Origin of the sequence: Sphingobacterium sp. UBA7253 (genome assembly GCF_002472745.1) — a bacterium.
Lineage (GTDB): Bacteria > Bacteroidota > Bacteroidia > Sphingobacteriales > Sphingobacteriaceae > Sphingobacterium > Sphingobacterium siyangense.
This window is the reverse complement of record NZ_DKSP01000224.1, coordinates 32,826-53,072: the sequence shown is the minus strand read 5'-3', so window position 1 is coordinate 53,072 and position 20,247 is coordinate 32,826. Positions and strand designations below refer to the sequence as shown.

Genomic DNA, 20,247 nt, shown 5'->3' with positions numbered 1-20,247 from the left:
CATGAATAACCGAAATTATAATATCTATTTCAATACGCATACCATTAGTGGCATTATTATTTGCGCCATCCTGTATGTAATATTTTTTGCGGGATCATTTGCATTTTTTAGGGATGAAATTGCTGCCTGGCAGAATAATACATCCTATAAGACCTATCGCGAAGATCATCAAAACTTTGATCGTTTGCTCGATTCACTCCAAGGACAAACAAATTTGCATGGACGCGATATCACTTTTTATATGCACCGGGAAGGAACCTCCGCTTATGTTGGGCTCAGTGCATCCAATGACAGTCTCTTAAATAAAGAAAATCTAGCGAAGGTAACTCCAGAACAGAAAGCAGCAAAAAAGAAGGGGCGCAGAAGAGGTGGAGATGATGATTCAAAGAACTTTACCTACAATTTTGCAAATAAGAAGTCAGGTGATTATACACAGAATTACGATATGGGCGAATTTCTTTTCCGCTTGCACTTCATGGCTCAGCTCAATCAGGTGCCTATCCGGGTAGGTATAGCTCCCTTTGGTTATCTTATTGCTGGAATTACCGCTTTTATTTTCCTATTTGCTCTTATTACAGGATTATTGCTGCATTGGGACAAGATCGTCTCAAATTTTTTCGTGTTCAGACCGTTCAGTAAATGGAAAACGGTATGGACCGATATGCATACGGCATTGGGTGTTATCGGTTTTCCATTTCAATTTATCTTTGCGGTAACTGGTACGTTTTTGATCATTAACTCTGTCCTGGCTTTGCCACTGAGCAAGTTGTTGTATGAAGGTGATCAACAAAAAATGTATCAGGAGATGGGGGTTAGTGCCGAGACCGATTTTCCATATACCTACAAACCTTTAAAGGCAGACATTAAGATCGCTCCATTTTTGGATCTGGCAAAATATAAATGGCCTGAATCCGATTTTCAGCGCATTACGATCAAAAACTATGCAGATTCCAATATGCATGTTGTCATGGAGCTGGAGCCGCAGTTTAATAAGAGCTTTGCTGGATCCGGTATATTGTCTATGCGAGCTATCGACAATAAAATTGTGGCCGAAAAATCCCCGATCAGTGATCCTACCTATGCCGATGGTGTCCGGAGTCTTTTATACCGTCTGCATTATGGTGATTATGGCGGCTATCCCCTTAAAATGGTATATTTTATTTTAGGGGTCATGGGCTGTCTGGTCATTATTTCGGGGATATTAATCTGGCTGGTAGCACGTGACAAAAACAATGTAATTCCACGAAAACGGAAATTCAATTTCTGGGTGGCCAATATCTTCACGGCAATATGTCTGACCATGTTGCCTGTCACAGCATTGACTTTTATTGCTATTAAATTGAGTCCAGAGGTTAACCAGGATTTTATTTACCGTGTGTATTTCTATAGTTGGCTCGCATTTTCAATTTATTATATTATACGGAAAAGCATCCGACGCACCAATCGCGAAACCTTGCTGGTTGGCAGTGTATTGGCATTTTTTATTCCACTTGTCAATGGATTTATAACTGGTAACTGGATCTGGGATACATTTCGCAATGGACAGCGTGATATTTTTGTCGTCGACTTTCTATGGCTTATGATCGGTATCATCGGTATAATCGCCCATAATAAGACCAAAAAATTCTTTGAGACTATTCGTTAACAAAGATTCTTTTCTCTCTGCGAAGTAAGTATACTTCGTTTCTTAATTTCAAGGGCGCTCACAAGGTGCCCTTGGAACGTTTATAGGGTAAGGCTTGGGAAAAATCTTTGATGCGATGTTGATCCTTGATGGAAAAGTGGTAATTTTTCCAAAGAAGGTCCCAATGATATTCCTCCTCCCGTTCAGGCCGATGATGTTGATGAAATAGACGGGGGGGGATTTTTACTTGGAGTAGGACTTTCTTAAAGTGCGGCTTTGAAAAATCGCCCAAGGCGCATCAGATCCTGTGCTGTCTTTTCGTTCCAGTCCACGGCATAGTTGAGCCGAATACAATTCTTAAACTGATCATGCTGTGTAAACATCCTCCCCGGAGCGAAACTCAACTTTTGCCTAAGGGCATAGTCGTAGAGCAGTGTCGAGTCTATTTTAGGGTCCATCTCTAGCCACAGTACAAACCCACCCTCAGGCTGTGACATTTTTGTGTTTTCTGGAAAATGGGCCTCAATGCTGTTTCTGAAATTGATATAGTTGCTGTACAGTTTTTTTCTGAAGCTATTGAGGTGATGGTCGTACCTGCCGATCTGTAAGAATTTGGAAACCGCCTCTTGATAAATTGCAGGCTGCGAAATCGTCTGTATGAGTTTTTGTTTTAGGATCTTATCCTTGTATCGCCCGGGTTCAACCCATCCGAGCCGAAAACTTGGCGCCAATACTTTGGTAAATGATCCACACCACATCACCAGTCCCTCTTCATCAAAATATTTGCATGGCTTGGGCCGTGACGAACCGAAATAGATGTTTCCATACAGGTCGTCTTCAATCAATGGAATATGGTGATGGGCGAGCAGTTTCACCAGTTCCTTTTTATGCTCATCGGGCATGAGCGCGCCCAATGGATTGCTAAAATTGGTAACGAAGCAACAGACATCAATTTTATGAATAACTTTTTTCAGGGCATCTAATTCAATTCCCGTAATAGGGTGGGTCGGAATCTCGATGGTTTTGAGACCCAGTAATTGAAAGGCCTGAATAAATCCAAAATAAAGGGGACTTTCCACCGCGATGGTGTCACCGGGCTTAGTGACAGCCCGAAGGCAGCTGTAGATTGCATTCATGGCTCCCGAGGTGATAATAAGATCCTCATCACTTATTTTTCCTTCAAGTACCAATGACCATTTGGCAATTTCTTTCCGTAAGCTTGGACTTCCCTGTACCTGTCCGTATTGATCACCGTAATCATGCAGTTCATGAACCGACTCTATAATGCATCGATTGAGTTTCTGAATCGGAAGTAATGATGCACTGGGTAAACCCAGTGAAAAGCGTGTAATTTCCTTGTCTTCCAGGGAGTGAAAAACTTTATCGATCAATGCTGCAGGATCTTGTTTCTTTTCGTCTATTTTAAACGTGGAAATAGACGGAATAGCCATCCGACGAAGCCCCGACCGGCTAACGAAATAGCCTGATTTTGGTCGTGACTCAATGAGAGATCTACTCTCTAATTCCATATAGGCGCTTTTTGCTGTATTTAAACTTACATTGTATAGCTTCTGAGCGATCCGGACAGAGGGCAAACGATCTCCATAAACCAAAGAGCCATTTTTGATCTGGCTCTCAACAATATTGGCTATTTTCTTATATAACAGTTGCTGCTCCATGCTTATGCTAATTTACTGTTTCTGTTTTGATTTAACCAGTTGTTATATCGATGGATTCCTTTTCTGAGCAATTCTTCCGAACCAAATAGATCAATCAACTGGTGCTCGAAGAAGGATTGTGCTTTGTCCGTAAATACTTTGAAGAGCGTGTCCGAAATAGGCGCTTCATAAGTAATTTCGATCGATAACAGATTTTTTTTGCAGATCGTTACGGACGAAAAAGCTGTTAATTGATTACATTGATCGAGTGCCATAAAAGGCATGCCTATGGAGTCTGTATCCAGTTGTTTTTTGTTGAGTATTTCTTTGATAAGCGCTAAATCAGAAAGATCCACTTGTCTGATCAGATACGGTTGATTTGCAGTTGTCGCCATAAGAATAAATCTTTTTGCTAATTTAAGAAGGGTACAGGATGCTGTTTAGGTACAGACTGCAGTTAAAATAAGGGTACAGAAAAAAATAAGATGACCATGAGTTTTTTTAATTTCCATTTGAGATCTTTACACTAGGAAAAGGATATCTCTGGATCCATAAATTATGAACTCGTATGCATAGCTTGTTTCCTTTATTTATCGCGATGATCGCGATCATCGTATTGATCGAAATGTGGGCCACCAAACTACGGATGTGTATTCACCAAAAGTAATGCTTTTTGGTGAGTTTGTTCACCGAAAAGCATTACTTTTGGTGAACGCTTAAAACATAACAGTTATAGCCGGCATTTTGTTAATAAGTACTTTTGGCGAACAAAACAGCAGCAAGAAATTGATTACGTAGAAGAAGCGGATGGTAAAATAACTGGCTACGAATTTAAATGGAATCCTAAGGCGAAAGCAAAAATACCATCAAATTTTGTAGAAGCATATAGTGCAGATGTTCAGGTAATCTCAAGGGATAATTTTAGAACGTTTATTGGTCTTTGATAGCATTTGAATCATGGTGCTCAGGCTTCTGTTTTAATCTCTTTTATTCAACTTGTTCGAGCAGCTGTTGGCTGTAAATTTTCTCAAAATAGATTTCCATCTCATTGTTGCATTTTTCGATAAATGTTTTTGTGCGTTGTTGCAATTCTATGATTGTTAGTGGATCTCCTTTGTAATTTGCATTATATCTAAATTCCTGCTGTGCTTCCGTAATATTCTTAAAAGCGGCGAAATGTTCCTCATGGTCAAGGCAGAATGTTGCGTAGGCATCAGGGACTATCAATTTGCAGAGTGTCATTAGAAAAGTCAGGTTGACACGTTGCGGTTTGTATTGGATGACGGAATTGATTACCCCGAGACAAACCTGCTCCAACGCTTGCGATAGCATATAATATGTGGCCTCGATGCTTATTGACGACCAGTCTTCCTCGTAGGGTAAATATAATGTGCGCGCATTATTATAGCGCGTCTTCCACTGTTGATGTACATATTCAAGATCGAGCTGTGGGGCAACGATGCTTTCCAGATCGATATTTGCTATTGATGGATTCTGAAACCAGATGTCACCGGCTTTCAGGAGTGAAAGAAAAAAGGGATGACCCTTTGAAAGCTGTTTGCTGAAAGTGGTGGTGTTTTCAAGGGCGAGCGTAAGCGATACATTGTTGGGGAGCAAATCCGTAATGAGCTGGGGCAGATTATTGATCTCGGCGTTTAAAGTATCATAAGCGACAAAAATATAGTATGCATGCGTGATACAATCATTTTTTGCCCTTCGGAGCGCATTCTGATAGTTGTGATGATCAGAATCATAGCCGAAACACACTACCAGCGCAGATGTGCAATAGCGCTCTATAGCGTTTAAAATGAGGTCTCGATAATTGGCGTTACAATAGTTTTGTTTGTATATTTCATTGTTATTTTTGCAATTTTCAACTTCGTTGTTAGCAACTGGGACTGGGTTAAGTTTTGACTTAAGTTCTTTGAATAAAAGATTGGAATAATCGTAGATCCAGTTTAATGTATTGATAGCAATCTGATAGGCTGTTTCTAATACATCTTCATCGATAAAATAGTCTTGATTATAACGATAACCAATATAAGCTTCATCGATTTTAGCTAAGGCTTGTTTTTCTTCTTTGTTGTCGATTAGTCTCGCCAGTTTGGAGTCAAAAGTTTTAAGGTAGCCCATACTACCCGTAAGCGAATGTGATTTTCGATCATCATTTAAAAGGATATGTTCTGCGGTTTTCAAGGATAGTTCGATGGCCTGATGTAGCATAAAGGCTGCGTGTGCATAATTTTTATGCTCGAAATAGAAATTGTAGCCATCTATAAAAGATCGAATCTTGCCCTTTTCCTTATCGATATATGTCCGTGTTTTTTCGATGACTTCGTCACTTTTATTGTTTGGTAAGACAAGGGGGATGTCTTGCACAGGATTCTGATAAATGCGGTTTTCAGGTTGACAAATAAGATAGGCTCGGCCTAAACCTTGATTTATTTTTTGTTGTATTTCGTGGGTGAAGTTCACATTGATATACACATTGGGATAGGAACCAACGGTTTTGTTTATCAGACTGTTTGCATCGGAAAATCGAATTCCGGCATTTGACGTAAGATTGACCTGTAACATCTGATACTTTTTGCCATCGTGGTCAAAAGTCCAATGGTAGATTTCATCGACAGCAACGGCACGGAGGATTGCCTCGATAATAGGGTTAATATCGGTGTTCATAATATGGATTGAATAAATGGGCTTTATATTTCTGTTTCTAGAAGAGCTGTTTGTTTTTGATTGAGAGATTCTATCTCTTCAGAAAAAGCTGTTAAATAGGCGAGTTCTATTATTTTGATCATAGTCTGGTAAATTCGTGTACTGTAATCTGAATAGGCGCCGGTATATCGGTTTTTGGCGAGGCCATAGTTGATCCATTCATACAAGATTTCATTCCATTCTTGTTGATCGTATGTTTTAACTGTTGCCAATAGTGCTGACAAAGGATTGTCTAGTTCTTCATTCGATACATAATAAAGTATAATCTCCTCTTTTGCATGCCTAATCAAAACTGATTGGCATTCGGGCAATATCGAAAATGAATTATCAATACGCATTGGAAGGATAGGGTATTCCTCAGATTTATTGGATAACATTTCTAATAAGGCGTAAAGGCAAGCATAGTTAAAGAGTAGATTCGCCCCCGAAAATTTACTATTTTCATGGTCCGCCGACCAGAATTCTTTTTCGTCGATGACCGTTTGGTACCAATATCGGATATTTTCTCGCCAGCCATTTAGATTGTCTCTATCAAAGAAATCTTTTAATGCTGAGATGGAATACGGTTGGGAAGCAATCCATTCGGGCGATATGATGCGTTTTTTTGGGTGAAGTATTTCGTCTTCTGTTTCGTCCAAAGATTGCTGGGTTTGGCACTGCTCATCTGCAATGTCTTCTTGATTTTCTTTAAGATAGTCTGGAAGTATTTTATTTTCATAGATCTTTCCGAGAGAAGCCGCTAGACGCAGTAAGAATTCTTTTACAGCAACAATTTCATGACCGTTATTGCCTAAAAATCCGTTATCTCTGTCTCCTAAACTTATCCATAAATCATCAAGAATGCTGTACCATTGTTGTAAAGACTCGTAAGAAAAAAAACGGCTAATGCTGTCTGCTGCTGTATCAATATTACTTGCACAGGAGTCTGTTGATAATAGCTGTCTCCAGTAGTCTGAAACGCCTTTGTTGAACTTCAAGGGATGTTCTATTGTTTTTAGTTTACATTTCCTAAAAATGACATAGGCCAATTCCACCTGTTCAATTAATTTTCTAGTGAGATATCCGGTAGAGGAACGTGGTGGGTTCATCTTTGCGTTTGAAGCCGCGTTAATTAGCGTATTTAGGTCCGCTAACCAGTCAGGTATGGATGTTTCGCTTTCAAAGAACTCAATGAGATATTTCATCGGATCGTCGATGTATTCTTGGCTTAAATAGCGAAAATGTTTCGCTTTTAGTTTCTTTTGCGTATTTTTCATCAGATTATATGTTTTAAAGTTGATGAAACTGCTGCGTAGGGCTAATAACGATCCGTGCACCTGATCTAAAGCCTTATCGGTTTCATTTGTAAGTTTTTTTGGTTAATGTTGTGTTTATAATTATCAATAGTTAAGCTAATTTAAACACTAATTTTCGATTAAACAAATTTTATGTTGATAATTATTGATTATGAGTTCTTTTTTAACGAGAATTAAAGTTATTGCAGATAGAGAAGGACTGAGCGTAACAGCCTTTGAAACTGCCGTTGGAGCCAGTAGAGGCGTATTTACACGTGCCTTAACCAACAATACAGATGTACAGGCGAAATGGTTAATTAGTATTGTTGAAAAATATCCTGCATATTCTTCCGAATGGTTGTTAAAAGGCGAAGGCGAGATGCTAAAGCCTATTCTTGCGCAGGAAGAGGAGCGGGAAGGCTATCTGACAAATGAAATTGAAGGCGTTACTAATGCCGTTGTCAGTTCACTAAAACAGGTTATATCGTCACAAAATATCACAATTAAATCTCAAGAGAAGACAATTATTTCGTTGGAGCGATTATTGTCGATTCAAGAGCAGGAAATAAAATCGTTAAGAAATAAATAAACAGCCAACATTTAAAAAAAAGCTATAGGTGAATGTAAAGGAACGTGTGCTGCTTATTGCTGAAACCAAAGGGATCAGCAAAACCGAATTTTTCAAAGATGTGCAACTTTCTTATGCAAACTTTAAGGGAGGGCAGAAAAATACTGCACTCAGTTCCGATGCCATGGTTGCTATACTGTCTAAACATCCCGACATTAGTCCGGCCTGGTTACTCATGGGGGAAGGAACTATGATGCGGAAGGATGAGAGGAATGTGGTAAGTGCTCCACCTGCCGAAACAGCTCCTTCTACTGCCGAAGGCCTCGGAATTTATAGGCAGCTGGTCAATGCCTTAGAGCAAACAGTCAAGGCACAGGAAAAAACAATCCAGTCATTAGAAGGACAGGTGAGTTTATTGCAGCGCAAATAGCCATATCGCGTTGTTTAGAAACCAAATAATCTCCTCCAAAAAAATACCTGATTCCGGTGATTTCATTGGCCTCCTTTTTGTTTTAATTTCGTTATTGTAACGGTGCATGTTTGACCGGCAGCCAGAAAAAGTTTCTGTTGCATTTATAGATGTCTCGTTCCCTGCGGTTGATCGCAATGGAACGACCACTAGTCCTTTATTCAAAGAATTAATTTTATGTCGAAAAAAGTATTTGTTATATGCTGTCTGCTTTTAGCTTGTTTTGTGCATCAGGCAGTAGCACAGGCTGCGGGTCAGCGCCCAATGTATACCTCAACATGGGGGCACCTTTACCGTGAAGCAGGAAACAGTAAAGACCTCTTGGGGGTTTTTCCGACCGAGGCTCCTGTCTACCTGCTAGATTCCACCAATACACAGTATAAGGTGCAGGTGAGTAATGGGGATATCGGCTATATTGACCGTCAGCCCTTGAAAAGTGCAATGTTCGGAAAAAGATCTGCCAGCGAGCCAAAACAATATTTCTATCGTGGAACAACAGATGCCCAATGCCCACATTTCTATGTTCAGGTGTCGCAATTGCGCGTGCGTAAGGCTCCCAATACAACAAGTACCGCTGTGCGTAGGGCAGGGCTCAATGAAATGGTATGTATCGATTATGTGCCGCTCTACACAGATGGATGGGTCTACATCGGAGACCACTTTCATGAAAGTCCGGAGTATATTCAGATGAAATTTTTGGGGTCTGAACTAACGTATGACAAGGTGCTAAAAGAATATCTGGCCGTAAAAGGAAAGGACCAGGAGAAAGAGCTTGCAGCAGTTGGCCGACTGCGTGAGATCGGTTGGACCAAGTATCCCAAATTAAAACAGGCCCTTACCTATTGGAAGGAATCTTATGCTCAAGCGGGAATAGTAGATCCCAAAGTTGATATAGACTTTGAATTACTCTTGGCCAATAAATTCCAAAATGAGCTCCAATCCGAAGTCTATGCAAAGAAACTGAAAGCGCTGAATTTCCATTTTGAATGGAAAGGAGTGTCGTTATCTGATGGCAAGATTACGGATGCACAGATGAAGCAACTGGCTTTGCAAAGGGTTTCCGAAATCCCCGATATGCCCGAATGTGGTTGGGAGCCGCGGTATTACTATAAAACACCGAATATGATCGTTGCCTTCGAAGAAAACTATAAGGGGAAAGTGGTCGGTACGATGTATAAGCTGTTTTTTAGTGATGGCGAAAACATTGTCATAGGCAACGAGCGAATGGATGCCAATTACGCAGAAAAAGACTTTGTAAACCACTTTGGTGAACTGCTTTCGGCAGATTGGATTTCAACGCCACATACGTACTATATTCAAAATGGCGATGCCGGGTTATTTATATTCAGATTTGTCGAAGGAAAACTGGCCAGCTATGAGTGCATGTATTATTGTTAATTCTCCGAAATTGTGTCGGGTTCATGTATAGACTTCCAAGCGTTTGAAAATGCCCTTCCTTTGTGATGTTAGCAAGGATTTTATTAACGAGCAGGAACAGGGATGCTCAAAAAACAAGGCCCTTTGAAGGGGAATTAAAACTCCGCTTTCAAAGGGCCTTTGGATGTTATTGAATTCTTAAATTAGACTACCTGCATTTCAAAGAGTTTTGCAATATGGCCTTTCAATTTTTCTTTCACGTCTTCCATATCGACTTCTTTGCCAAGTTCCCGCTTTAAAGACGTTACATCCTTATCGTCGATACCGCAAGGAATGATGTTGCCAAAATAGTCAAGGTCTGTGTTGACATTGAATGCAAAACCATGCATGGTCACCCAGCGTGAAGCGCGAACCCCCATCGCACAGATTTTGCGCGCCGTCGGTTTATCGGGTTCTATCCATACACCGGTAAACCCGGGATATCTCCCGGCTTCGATACCGAAATCAGCACAGGTTAGTATGATGGCCTCTTCCAGTGTACGCAGATAAAGATGTATATCGGTAAAGAAGTTGTCGAGATCCAGGATCGGGTAACCGACAATCTGTCCCGGACCGTGATAGGTAATGTCGCCACCCCGGTTGATCTTGTAGAATTTGGCCTCTTTCTCTTCGAGCCCTTTTTCATCTAACAGCAAGTATTCTTCGTGCCCGCTTTTCCCCAAGGTATAAACATGGGGATGTGCTGTAAAGATCAAGTAATTCGGGGTACTGGTTGCTGTCGCGTTGACCCTATTGTCGTGCTTAATGTCCAGTACTCCCTTAAAGATGGATTCTTGTCTGTCCCAGGCTTCCTGATAATCGACAAGACCCCAATCTTGAAACTGCACCTCTTTGTTCATTTCGTATTTTTTTAAGCTGTGAATGGACATAAGGTCCATTCACAGCATTGTTTGTCAAAATTAATACAATAAGTTATTGTATGGATAACGTTCATTGTGCATCTTCACAATGATATCGTAAAGTTTTTGTTTGAACTCTTCGATATTCGTTTTATTTGTTGCTGACAGAAAGATTGCGGGATCTGAATTTTTTGCCATCCAGGAATTACGGAAATCATCCAACGTTACCTCAATCTCCTCGCCATCGTGTCCTTCTTCGACGGCTGGTTTATAAAGGTCAATTTTGTTAAATACCGTAATCACCGGTTTGTCCAGCGCTTTAAGGTCCTTCAATGTTTCGTTTACCGCCTGGATATGATCTTCAAAATTCGGATGCGAGATGTCTACCACGTGGATCAGGACATCGGCTTCCCGAACTTCATCCAATGTGGATTTGAAACATTCCACCAAGTGATGCGGCAGTTTGCGGATAAAACCAACGGTATCTGAAAGCAAAAAAGGAAGGTTGTCGATAACAACTTTACGTACTGTCGTATCCAATGTAGCGAAAAGTTTATTCTCGATCAGTACATCAGACTTGGAGATCATATTCATGATCGTCGATTTTCCGACATTGGTATAACCTACCAAAGCTACACGGATCATCTCACCACGGTTTTTTCGTTGTGTCTCGTTTTGCTTGTCGATTGCTTTTAGGCGTTCTTTGAACAAGGAAATTTTGTCCAGAATGATCCGTCTATCGGTCTCGATCTGTGACTCCCCAGGACCACGCATACCAATACCCCCGCGCTGACGTTCCAAGTGGGTCCACATACGGGTCAAACGAGGTAAAAGGTATTGCAGCTGTGCCAATTCCACCTGTGTCTTCGCCTGTGCTGTTTTGGCATGACGGGCAAAGATGTCTAGGATGAGATTGGAGCGGTCCAATATCTTGCGTTTCAGTTCTTTTTCAATGTTGCGCAACTGCGAAGGTGAAAGCTCATCGTCGAAAACAACGATGTCGATTTCCTCGGCTTCGACGTATGCTTTTATTTCTTCCAGCTTTCCACTACCGACAAATGTAGCGCGATCTGGGAAGCCCAGTTTCTGTGTAAACATACCTTTGGTCTCGCCACCGGCAGTCTGTACAAGAAATTCAAGTTCCTCCAAGTATTCCTTTGCTTTTGTCTCCGTCACACTTGGCGTGATGACACTCACCAAGACGGCTGTTTCGGGTTTTATAGCTGTATCGTGTATTTTAAATCTGGCCATTTTGTACTATTAAGTCTTTCAAGTGAAGTCGGCAGGTCATTAAGCTTTGCAATGTGCGCTAGTGTCTACCTCTTGTTATACGTTCACTTTTTAATTATTTTCAATGAGCTCGCAAGCCCGGTTTTTGGATGCCGATTATGACATAATTCTCCATTAACCAATAAATTTCCTGTGATTTGCTTACCAGGGCAACTCAAAATATGTAAGCGTTCGGTCGCCATCTTTTGCCTAGTAAAAGAAGGGATATTTTTCTATATCATGTTCATAATGATGCAAAAGTAAATAAATTTGGTTTTATTTACAAAAAAGATAAATTGTCTTCAAGCGCTAATTAAAAACAATTCGCATCCTATTTATGTTGAAGAGCGGCCTTTAGATTCCAACGCGCTCTGTTTATTCACTTAAACACGTTATCGATTTATTTGCTGGCCCCGTTTTTTGTTGCGAAAATGACATGCGGTTAAGAAATCTTATCCCAGGCAATGCCATCGGATTTTCTTGCCAGAAAGCTTCGCAGCAAATGATTCTTTTCACTTTGTAGTGTTGGGTCTTCTTTGAAGATAGCAATGACGGTGTTACGGCATTCGGTAAGCAATGCCTGATCTGTCGCTAGGTTCGCCATCTTGAGGTCAAGTACACCCGACTGTTGCGTGCCTGATATGTCGCCCGGACCACGTAGCTGTAGGTCGACTTCCGCAATCTCAAACCCGTCATTGGTACGCACCATTGTATCCAGCCTTAATCGTCCTTCTTTGCTCAGCTTATTGCCCGACATCAGGATACAGAAAGACTGTTCGGCACCACGGCCTACGCGGCCACGCAATTGGTGCAGCTGGGATAATCCAAAACGTTCGGAATTTTCAATGACCATGACCGAGGCATTGGGAACATTAACTCCAACCTCGATAACGGTGGTGGCAACCATAATCTGCGTTTCATGTTTGACAAATCGTTGCATCTCAAAGTCTTTATCTTTTACGGGCATCTTGCCGTGAACAATACTGATCTTGTATTGTGGTAGTGGAAATTCGCGTTGCAAGTTCTCAAGGCCTGCTTCTAAATAAATCAGATCCAGTTTTTCGCTTTCCTTGATAAGGGGATATACCAAGTAGACCTGCCTGCCTTTGGCGATCTCCTCGCGCATAAAACCAAACATCCGCAAACGCGAACTTTCAAAAAAGTGAACAGTCTTGATTGGTTTACGCCCAGCAGGTAATTCGTCTATCACGGAGATGTCCAAGTCGCCGTACATGGTCATCGCTAGTGTGCGTGGAATAGGTGTGGCTGTCATGACTAACATATGCGGTGGAATGACATTCTTCCGCCAAAGTTTGGCCCGTTGTTCTACGCCAAAGCGATGCTGTTCGTCAATAACAACGAAGCCCAGGTTTTTGAACTGCACCTTATCCTCGATCAGGGCATGGGTGCCAATTAAAATATCCAGGCTGCCATCTTCCAGTGCCTGGTGGATCAAGCGACGTTCCTTCGTGCTTGTGGAGCCTGTAAGTAGCTTGATATTGACGATGTCATCGCCCACGAGCTGCTTGAGTCCATGATAATGCTGTGTCGCCAGGATTTCTGTTGGTGCCATCATGCAGGCCTGAAATCCATTGTCGACAGCGAGTAGCATACTCATGAGGGCAACAACTGTTTTGCCGGAGCCAACATCACCCTGCACCAGACGGTTCATCTGCGCGCCTGTATTGGTATCGATACGGATTTCCTTCACAACGCGCTTCTGTGCTCCTGTCAACGGGAACGGAAGGCGATCATTAAAGAATGTGTTGAATTTTTCACCGACTTTATTGAAGCGCTGGCCTCTAAACTTCTGGGTATTGAGCTGTTTGTTGTTGAGCAGCTTGAGTTGTATAAAGAATAGTTCTTCAAACTTGATGCGTTTGATGGCTTGATTAAGCTCCTTTTGATCGCTTGGAAAATGTATGGATGCGAAAGCCTGCTGTCGCGATATCAGGCCATGTTTAGTGAGAACATCCTGAGGAAGGGATTCGCCTATAGTGCGAAATACGGTTTCCAATGCAGTCTGTTGTAAGCGTTGGATTCCTTTGGTATCCAGATTGAACTTTTTGAGTTTCTCTGTTGATGAATAAACCGGCTGTAAACTCATATTGCCGATCTGTTTTACCTGCGGATTATACAGATCCATTTCGGGATGGGTAATGGATAGCTGACCATTGAATTCGCTTGGCTTGCCATAAATAATATAGGCCGAACCAACTTTCAATGATTTTTGAAGCCATGGAATAGACTGAAACCAGACAAGCTCCATGGAGCCGGTTTCATCTTTGAAAGAACCGACAAGACGTTTCGTTTTCTTCTCGCCCACGAGCTGTAAAGAAACCAGACGGCCCAGAACCTGTGCAGCCATCATATCAGGATGAAGTTTCCGGATTTTATGAAACTCCGTACGGTCGATATAACGGAAAGGATACTGTGTCAATAGATCACCAATGGTAAACACCTGTAGCTCTTTTTTGAGTACATCTGCTTTTTGTGGACCTACACCTTTGAGGTATTCTATGGGGGTAATTAAACTTAATTCAGCCATTCTTCTTGAATGGCTAAATTACGAAAATTTATGCGTTTGTGGAGCCGTTTATTGGCTTGGTATAACTATTTTGAAGCAGGTTCTTCATAGTTAATGTCTGCTTTTCCTTCTTTACAGATCACGCTCAATGGTTTGCGATAAGGTATACAATTTATTCGGGGAGCCATCATAGGCTGGTATATTTCCATCAGTTTGTTGTTGTCATTGATCATATTCTGCAATTTTGTTTTGTCTACGGATTTGTGGTAGGGGAGGTAACTTATTCCGCAGATTGTCCGTATTTCCATCATTTCCCATTCTGTAGCGTCAGTACATGATTTTGGGCTAGCAAAGGCAACGATTTTGCTGTACTTCTCATTGGAAAGCGACTCAAGTTCCTTTTCCGTTTTGTCCTTGTAGGGGTTTTCTAAATGTGATTCCGATTTACAGACAACAAATAACATGGAACATGCTAAGAGGGTGGTTATACCCAAAATGGAAAGATTTTTCATAATATTCTTCTTGGTTTTTTAACTAAACGGGTAATTTTTGATCTTTGCTACAGGAGGTCTCTATTAAGTTTTTGTTAAGCGAACTTGGAGTATGTCGCAGTAGCCGTGAGAAGAGAAGAGAAGAGAAGAGAAGAGACTTGGTTAAAGCTGGAGGATAGATATTAATTGCATAAAAACAGGGCTGTCCAATCGTTTTGGACAGCCCCGTTTAAGATTTATTTCGGATCATTTCTCGATTAGAAATTACCCTTATTTACATCCCACCAAAGTCTGGTACCGCCGTTGTCAGGTCCGCCCAACAAGGAGATTGCAGATTGTACTTCGGCTGCATTTGTATTGTATTCATTTTGTGGGAACGGTAAACGGCGGATCTGTATTTTAGTATCGATCAGTCCACCGCTATTGTTGACAACAACTGGGAATAGACGTGGATATCCTGTACGGCGGAATTCACTCCAAGCCTCTTGTCCTTCAGGGAAGATCGCCAACCATTTTTGTGTGATAATACGTTCCAATTTTTCTTCGTTGGTAGCGCCCTCATTCCATTTGATTGTAAGAGCACTTGGTGATTCTGCATTATTCTTCGCATTGAACGGATCCTCGTAAGCTGCTGCCTTACTTGTATTATCATTTAGGTAAGTGCTTAATCCTGATGTTACACCCCATTGCGTAAAGGAAGTTTCCACTCCTTTTTCATAAAGTGATTGCGCTGTTCCGCCAGCATTGTTCCAACCTCTCAATGCCGCTTCGGCACGTAGGAAGTAAACCTCAGCAGCAGTCATTAATATCGGTGCTGTTGTCGCTACGAAAGTAGGCGTTGTACCTTCGGTATTCAAAGCGGATAGTTTTTGGTATTTATCCTTTTCGATACCATCAGCACCCGTACGGATTCCAATGTATTTACCGGCGAAAGCTGTTGTGGTTGCATCTTTAATGACAGGTGCCATGTATTTGGAGATACGCGGGTCATTCAATCCTGTCATATAAGACGAAAGCGTCGCATTGATACGGGTATCGGCCCAGTTTTTGGAAATAAACCAAAGTGGATTGCTGTAGGTTCCATCTGCAGGTACAGTGATCTTGAAGTTTTCGCTATTGCTTTCCAAGACACCACCATTTGCCGGATCCAATGCTTTCTCAGCCTGTGTTTTCGCTAACGTTGCATCGATTTTAACCAAACGCATCGCTAAACGAAGGCGCAATGAATTGGCAATTTTCAACCAATTTTTAAATCTGACCTGATTATCTGTATTCGGAAATACAAGATCGATCTGGTCAATTTTGGCAGCCATTGGACTATCTGCTTTGTACGATTTCAATGCTGTTACAGCCTCATCAAGCTCTTTGAAGAAAGCAGCATATACATCGGATTGTTTGTCGTATGGAACAGTATTGGAGGTGCCTACTTTACTATATGGGATAGGACCATAGATATCTGTCACCCGGCTGGCAGCTTCTACTTTGATCACCAAAGCCGAACCCCATAATGCAGGATAGGTTTCTGCAAGTCCATTGCTTTTTAATTTTTCAATGGATTTGATGACATTCAGATAGAGTACTTTAAATGGTTCTCCAGTCCAGCCGTTCACCATGGCATAATTCAGGTTGTTCTGTCCACTATTAAAAGGCGTAGGAGACATGAAGAAACCTGAAAATACATCCGCGTTCAGATTCTGTTGTACTTGATAAGAGTTGGGATCGCCTGCGCCAGAGAAATTGTAGATAGACATCTGTGCATTTCGCAAGAAAATGACAAGATCTTGGCCATCACCTTTTAAATCCTCATCCGTAACGCCAATGTTATTTTTGTTATAGTCCTCAAAATTCTTGGTGCAACTACTTAGGGTGCCGCCAAGCATTAAAAAAGCGAGTGAGAACTTGGATATGTTTTTTATGTTAAATTTCATCTTTTAATCGTTTGTATTTTAAGACTATATAAAATACCCTCGCCATGTTTACCGATATAGGTGTTTTTTAGCGGTGGATATTTCATTGTTGGCCGTTTAGAAAGTTGCATTTAGTGTAAGACCGTAGTTACGCGTTGCCGGCATCATAAAGATGTCCACACCACTTAAGGAATTACCTGTAGACATCGTTACTTCAGGATCGAAAGGAGCCTTTTTCGAAATATAGAATAGGTTTCTTCCGACAGCATTTACGCGAAGTTTTTTGAAGAAACTGTCTTTAATATTGAAGTCATAACCGAAAGTCAATTCACGCAATCTCACCACCGTTCCGTCGTAAATATATTGGCTGCTAACAGGGCCCATACCAGCCGTAGAAGTGTACCATTTTTCGGCGTCCACTGTTGTTACGGCTTTACCGCTTGGTGTAACCCCATTGATACTAACACCTCCATTGGCACGAGCATCGCCACTAGCTTTAGAGACGCCGTAACCGTCAAGCAATGCTTGTGTCACGGACATCACTTGGTAGTCAAATTTACCGTCGATCAAGAAGCTTAAGTTGAAATTTTTATAATTGAAACTGTTGTTCCAGCCCATCTGCCAAATGGGGTTTGAATTCCCAAGTTTGGTGTAGGTGTTGTTCTTCTGTGGAATACCGTCCTCGGAAATAAGAATCCTTCCTTGTTCGTCACGTACAAAATCTTGACCATAGATGTCTCCGAAAGAACCACCAACTTGCAATTTGGATGCAAAATTATTACGTCCCTCACCTGTTAATGTAAATTCAGAAATACCGTCAGCAAGTTTTACAATTTTGTTTTTATTGTACGTAAAGTTGAGGCTGGTCGTCCATTTGAAATCGTCATTTTTGATCGCATCCAGTGATACCAATGCTTCTACCCCTTGATTTTGAATGTCTCCGGCATTAACCGCATACATGTTATTGAGGGATGCATTTCCAGCTGCAATTTTGAAAAATTGATTTGTGGTGTTTGTTTTGTAATACGTAACGTCAACATTCAAACGGTTATTCCACATGCGCCATTCTGTACCAATCTCCAAAGAAGCTGTTTTCTCTGGCTTTAATTCTTTCAAGAAGGCAATATCATTTACCGTTAGCACCGCATAAGGATCTACCCGGTTGGTAAGCAATGTGGTATAAGGCGGAAGATCATTTCCGACTTTTGCATAGGAACCACGGATTTTGGCCATATTCACAAATTCGGGAAGATTAAGTTTGTCGTTCAATACGACGCCCAAGCCAACCGATGGATAAGCGTATGGATTTTGCGGTGTATAGGCCAATGTGCTCGACCAATCCCAACGTGAAGTCAAATCCAAATAAATCCAGTTGTCATAGGCTAAGTTAGCCGATGCAAATACCGATTGTAATTGTCTTCGGTTTGCAGATAGTGTCGAAGTGACCGGAGTTGTCGTATTTTGGATAAAGAACTGGTTGGGAACTTTCAAACCATCTTTACCGGTGTTGAAGTCTGTACCTTCCGTTTTCCAATCGGTGATACTCGTTCCAACCAATCCGGTGATCTGTAGTTTATCGCCAATATTAAAATTCATGTTGGCGGTTAAATCACCATATTGTTGGGTGATCGTGGTATTTGTATAGCTATAAGCCCCATTTTCACGCGCTAAAATGTGTTGTGTGCCGGCATAAGCTTTCCGATCCCATACTTCGCTGGTACGGTCTACACTACCACGGGCCTGTACGCTGATCCAAGGTGCGATTTTGTATTTCGCACTACCATTCAAGAGTAAACGATTACGTGTTGAACGCGTTGAATTACGGTTCATGATCCACCAAGGATTTTGTTGAGTAGTTTCGTCGTCCGAAAGAGTAAACCAGTTTTGATCATAAAGATTACGGCCTGTGTTGAAGGTTTCGAAATTTTTATAATCCGCAATATTTAAGCTTCGAGGTAATAGGTAGGTTCCAACCAATGGGTTGTAATAAAATCCTGAAGTAGGCGCATTATCCAATTTTTGGGTAATGTAATTGGCACTACCTTCAACGGTTAACTTATTATCAAAAAATGAAGCACTCTCCTTAAGGTTGAAATTGTGACGCATCAGGTCATTTTCTGGAAGAATACCTTTTGCAAGCGTATTTGCATAAGAGAAGTATGTTTGATTTTTTTCGTTACCTCCGGACAATGTCAATGAATTGGTGAAGTTGCTACCTGTGCGGAAAAATTCACCTACGTTATCATCGTTGGCGCCATTGGTTTTGTCGCCCCAGCTAAATACACTGGTGTTACTGTTTTTACCACCCGAACCTTGGCCATATTGGTTTTGGAATTTAGGTGTAGATACAGCTTGTTCGATCTGTGCACTTGACGAGAAGTTGATCGTTGTACGGCCTTGTTTACCTGATTTTGTTGTCACCAAGATAACGCCGTTGGCCGCTTGGCTACCATATAATGCCGCCGCAGATGCTCCTTTTAATACAGAGATGTTTTCGATATCTTCTGGGTTGATCAATGAAATAGGGTCACCACCATCGCGCTGTCCACCGAAAACGTTGTCTGGCTGGCTTGCCAATGTCTGGTTATTGATTGGAACCCCATCGACAACATAAAGTACCTGGTTGTTGCCGGAAGCCGATTTGTTACCACGCAAAATAACTTTTGCCGAACCACCCGGTCCAGAAGAGCTGGAAGCAATGTTAACACCGGCGACTTTACCGTTTAAATTATTCGCCAAGTTGGTGCTTTTAACTTTGTTTAATTCGTCACCACTGACCTGTTGTGTAGAGTATGTTAATGATTTTTGTGCACGGCTAATACCCAAAGCAGTAACGACCACACTTTCCAGTTGTTGGGTTTGTTCTTCCAAACTCACCGTTACTGTCGTTTCTCCAGGGCCCAATGTGACTGTTTTATTTTCGTAACCGACCGTACTGATGTTCAGTATGCGGTTTTTATCGTCGACATTGATCTGGAATGCACCTTTAACGTCCGTAGAACTTGCGTTGGAAGTGCCCAATACTTTGATCGTGGCACCTGGAATAGGAGCTTTGGTTTTAGCGTCTACAACCGTTCCCTTAATCTGGTTGGTTTGCGCGTGCAATAAAGATGCTGAAAAAAGCATTGTTGGAACAATACCTAACACCCTTAATGTAGAGTATAATTTGTTATTCATATAGTATATGTGTTATATTCAGTTTTTATATACATATTTTCATAACGGTGAAATTTCTAATGAAATGGGCTAATTCCATTTAGCATTTTTGGTTAGAAGAGGGGGATATTGAATAATCGGGGGGCGAAATAAGTGATTATTTATAATAGTATAAGCTATTCAATACCTAGTTATAGGAAGAAAGAGCGGTGTGATTTCCCTTAATAAAAATCTAATTTACTATAGTTGAGCAAAAATCAAAAATTTTATGAAACAAAAATGATACATGTCGGAAGGTTTTTTGGTGTAA

At 41.2% G+C, this 20,247-nt stretch carries 15 protein-coding genes; 5 read left to right on the top strand and 10 right to left on the bottom strand.

Annotation, left to right across the window (positions count from 1 at the left end):
- Position 1 precedes the first annotated feature (1 nt).
- Complete coding sequence (locus B2X72_RS23730; RefSeq protein WP_286851775.1) at positions 2 to 1,645, top strand: PepSY-associated TM helix domain-containing protein; 1,644 nt, start codon at positions 2 to 4, stop codon at positions 1,643 to 1,645.
- Between the two features lie 242 nt (positions 1,646 to 1,887).
- Here the strand turns inward: B2X72_RS23730 and B2X72_RS23725 are convergent, their stop codons facing one another.
- Both B2X72_RS23725 and B2X72_RS23720 read right to left on the bottom strand, forming a co-directional pair.
- The gene (locus B2X72_RS23725) at positions 1,888 to 3,303 is read right to left on the bottom strand and encodes a PLP-dependent aminotransferase family protein (RefSeq protein WP_286851773.1); all 1,416 of its coding nucleotides are present in this window, start codon (positions 3,301 to 3,303) and stop codon (positions 1,888 to 1,890) included.
- A 2-nt stretch (positions 3,304 to 3,305) separates the two neighbouring features.
- Positions 3,306 to 3,677, bottom strand: a complete 372-nt coding sequence (locus tag B2X72_RS23720; RefSeq protein ID WP_286851771.1) for a hypothetical protein — start codon at positions 3,675 to 3,677, stop codon at positions 3,306 to 3,308.
- Between the two features lie 303 nt (positions 3,678 to 3,980).
- Between B2X72_RS23720 and B2X72_RS26720 the strand changes: the two genes are divergently transcribed.
- Entirely contained in the window at positions 3,981 to 4,226 is a 246-nt protein-coding gene (locus B2X72_RS26720) for a DUF4143 domain-containing protein (RefSeq protein ID WP_088163809.1), read from the top strand.
- A 43-nt stretch (positions 4,227 to 4,269) separates the two neighbouring features.
- Here B2X72_RS26720 and B2X72_RS23715 read toward each other — a convergent pair whose 3' ends face one another.
- Positions 4,270 to 5,961, bottom strand: coding sequence for a HEPN domain-containing protein (locus B2X72_RS23715; protein WP_286851769.1), 1,692 nt, complete (start codon positions 5,959 to 5,961; stop codon positions 4,270 to 4,272).
- A 23-nt stretch (positions 5,962 to 5,984) separates the two neighbouring features.
- Positions 5,985 to 7,256 (bottom strand): hypothetical protein, encoded by a 1,272-nt coding sequence (locus tag B2X72_RS23710; protein ID WP_286851768.1) that lies wholly within the window; start codon positions 7,254 to 7,256, stop codon positions 5,985 to 5,987.
- A 190-nt stretch (positions 7,257 to 7,446) separates the two neighbouring features.
- Here B2X72_RS23710 and B2X72_RS23705 point away from each other — a divergent pair, with 190 nt between their 5' ends.
- From B2X72_RS23705 to B2X72_RS23695, 3 genes are all read left to right on the top strand, one after another.
- On the top strand, positions 7,447 to 7,863 hold the full coding sequence (locus tag B2X72_RS23705; RefSeq protein WP_286851766.1) for a hypothetical protein: 417 nt from the start codon (positions 7,447 to 7,449) through the stop codon (positions 7,861 to 7,863).
- 28 nt (positions 7,864 to 7,891) lie between these two features.
- The gene (locus tag B2X72_RS23700; protein WP_075994501.1) at positions 7,892 to 8,272 is read left to right on the top strand and encodes a hypothetical protein; all 381 of its coding nucleotides are present in this window, start codon (positions 7,892 to 7,894) and stop codon (positions 8,270 to 8,272) included.
- 216 nt (positions 8,273 to 8,488) lie between these two features.
- On the top strand, positions 8,489 to 9,709 hold the full coding sequence (locus B2X72_RS23695) for a hypothetical protein (RefSeq protein ID WP_286851764.1): 1,221 nt from the start codon (positions 8,489 to 8,491) through the stop codon (positions 9,707 to 9,709).
- A 182-nt stretch (positions 9,710 to 9,891) separates the two neighbouring features.
- Here the strand turns inward: B2X72_RS23695 and lipB are convergent, their stop codons facing one another.
- From lipB to B2X72_RS23665, 6 genes are all read right to left on the bottom strand, one after another.
- On the bottom strand, positions 9,892 to 10,587 hold the full coding sequence (gene lipB, locus B2X72_RS23690; protein ID WP_075995011.1) for a lipoyl(octanoyl) transferase LipB: 696 nt from the start codon (positions 10,585 to 10,587) through the stop codon (positions 9,892 to 9,894).
- Positions 10,588 to 10,647: 60 nt separating this feature from the next.
- Positions 10,648 to 11,838 (bottom strand): GTPase HflX, encoded by a 1,191-nt coding sequence (hflX, locus tag B2X72_RS23685; RefSeq protein WP_075994499.1) that lies wholly within the window; start codon positions 11,836 to 11,838, stop codon positions 10,648 to 10,650.
- A gap of 460 nt (positions 11,839 to 12,298) precedes the next feature.
- The gene (recG, locus tag B2X72_RS23680) at positions 12,299 to 14,404 is read right to left on the bottom strand and encodes an ATP-dependent DNA helicase RecG (RefSeq protein WP_286851761.1); all 2,106 of its coding nucleotides are present in this window, start codon (positions 14,402 to 14,404) and stop codon (positions 12,299 to 12,301) included.
- 65 nt (positions 14,405 to 14,469) lie between these two features.
- Positions 14,470 to 14,895, bottom strand: a complete 426-nt coding sequence (locus B2X72_RS23675) for a hypothetical protein (protein WP_248932687.1) — start codon at positions 14,893 to 14,895, stop codon at positions 14,470 to 14,472.
- 236 nt (positions 14,896 to 15,131) lie between these two features.
- Positions 15,132 to 16,802 carry a RagB/SusD family nutrient uptake outer membrane protein gene (locus B2X72_RS23670; RefSeq protein WP_286851759.1) on the bottom strand — a complete coding sequence of 557 codons (1,671 nt, stop codon included), beginning with the start codon at positions 16,800 to 16,802 and terminating at the stop codon, positions 15,132 to 15,134.
- A gap of 96 nt (positions 16,803 to 16,898) precedes the next feature.
- Positions 16,899 to 19,958, bottom strand: a complete 3,060-nt coding sequence (locus tag B2X72_RS23665; protein ID WP_286851757.1) for a SusC/RagA family TonB-linked outer membrane protein — start codon at positions 19,956 to 19,958, stop codon at positions 16,899 to 16,901.
- Positions 19,959 to 20,247: the final 289 nt, after the last annotated feature.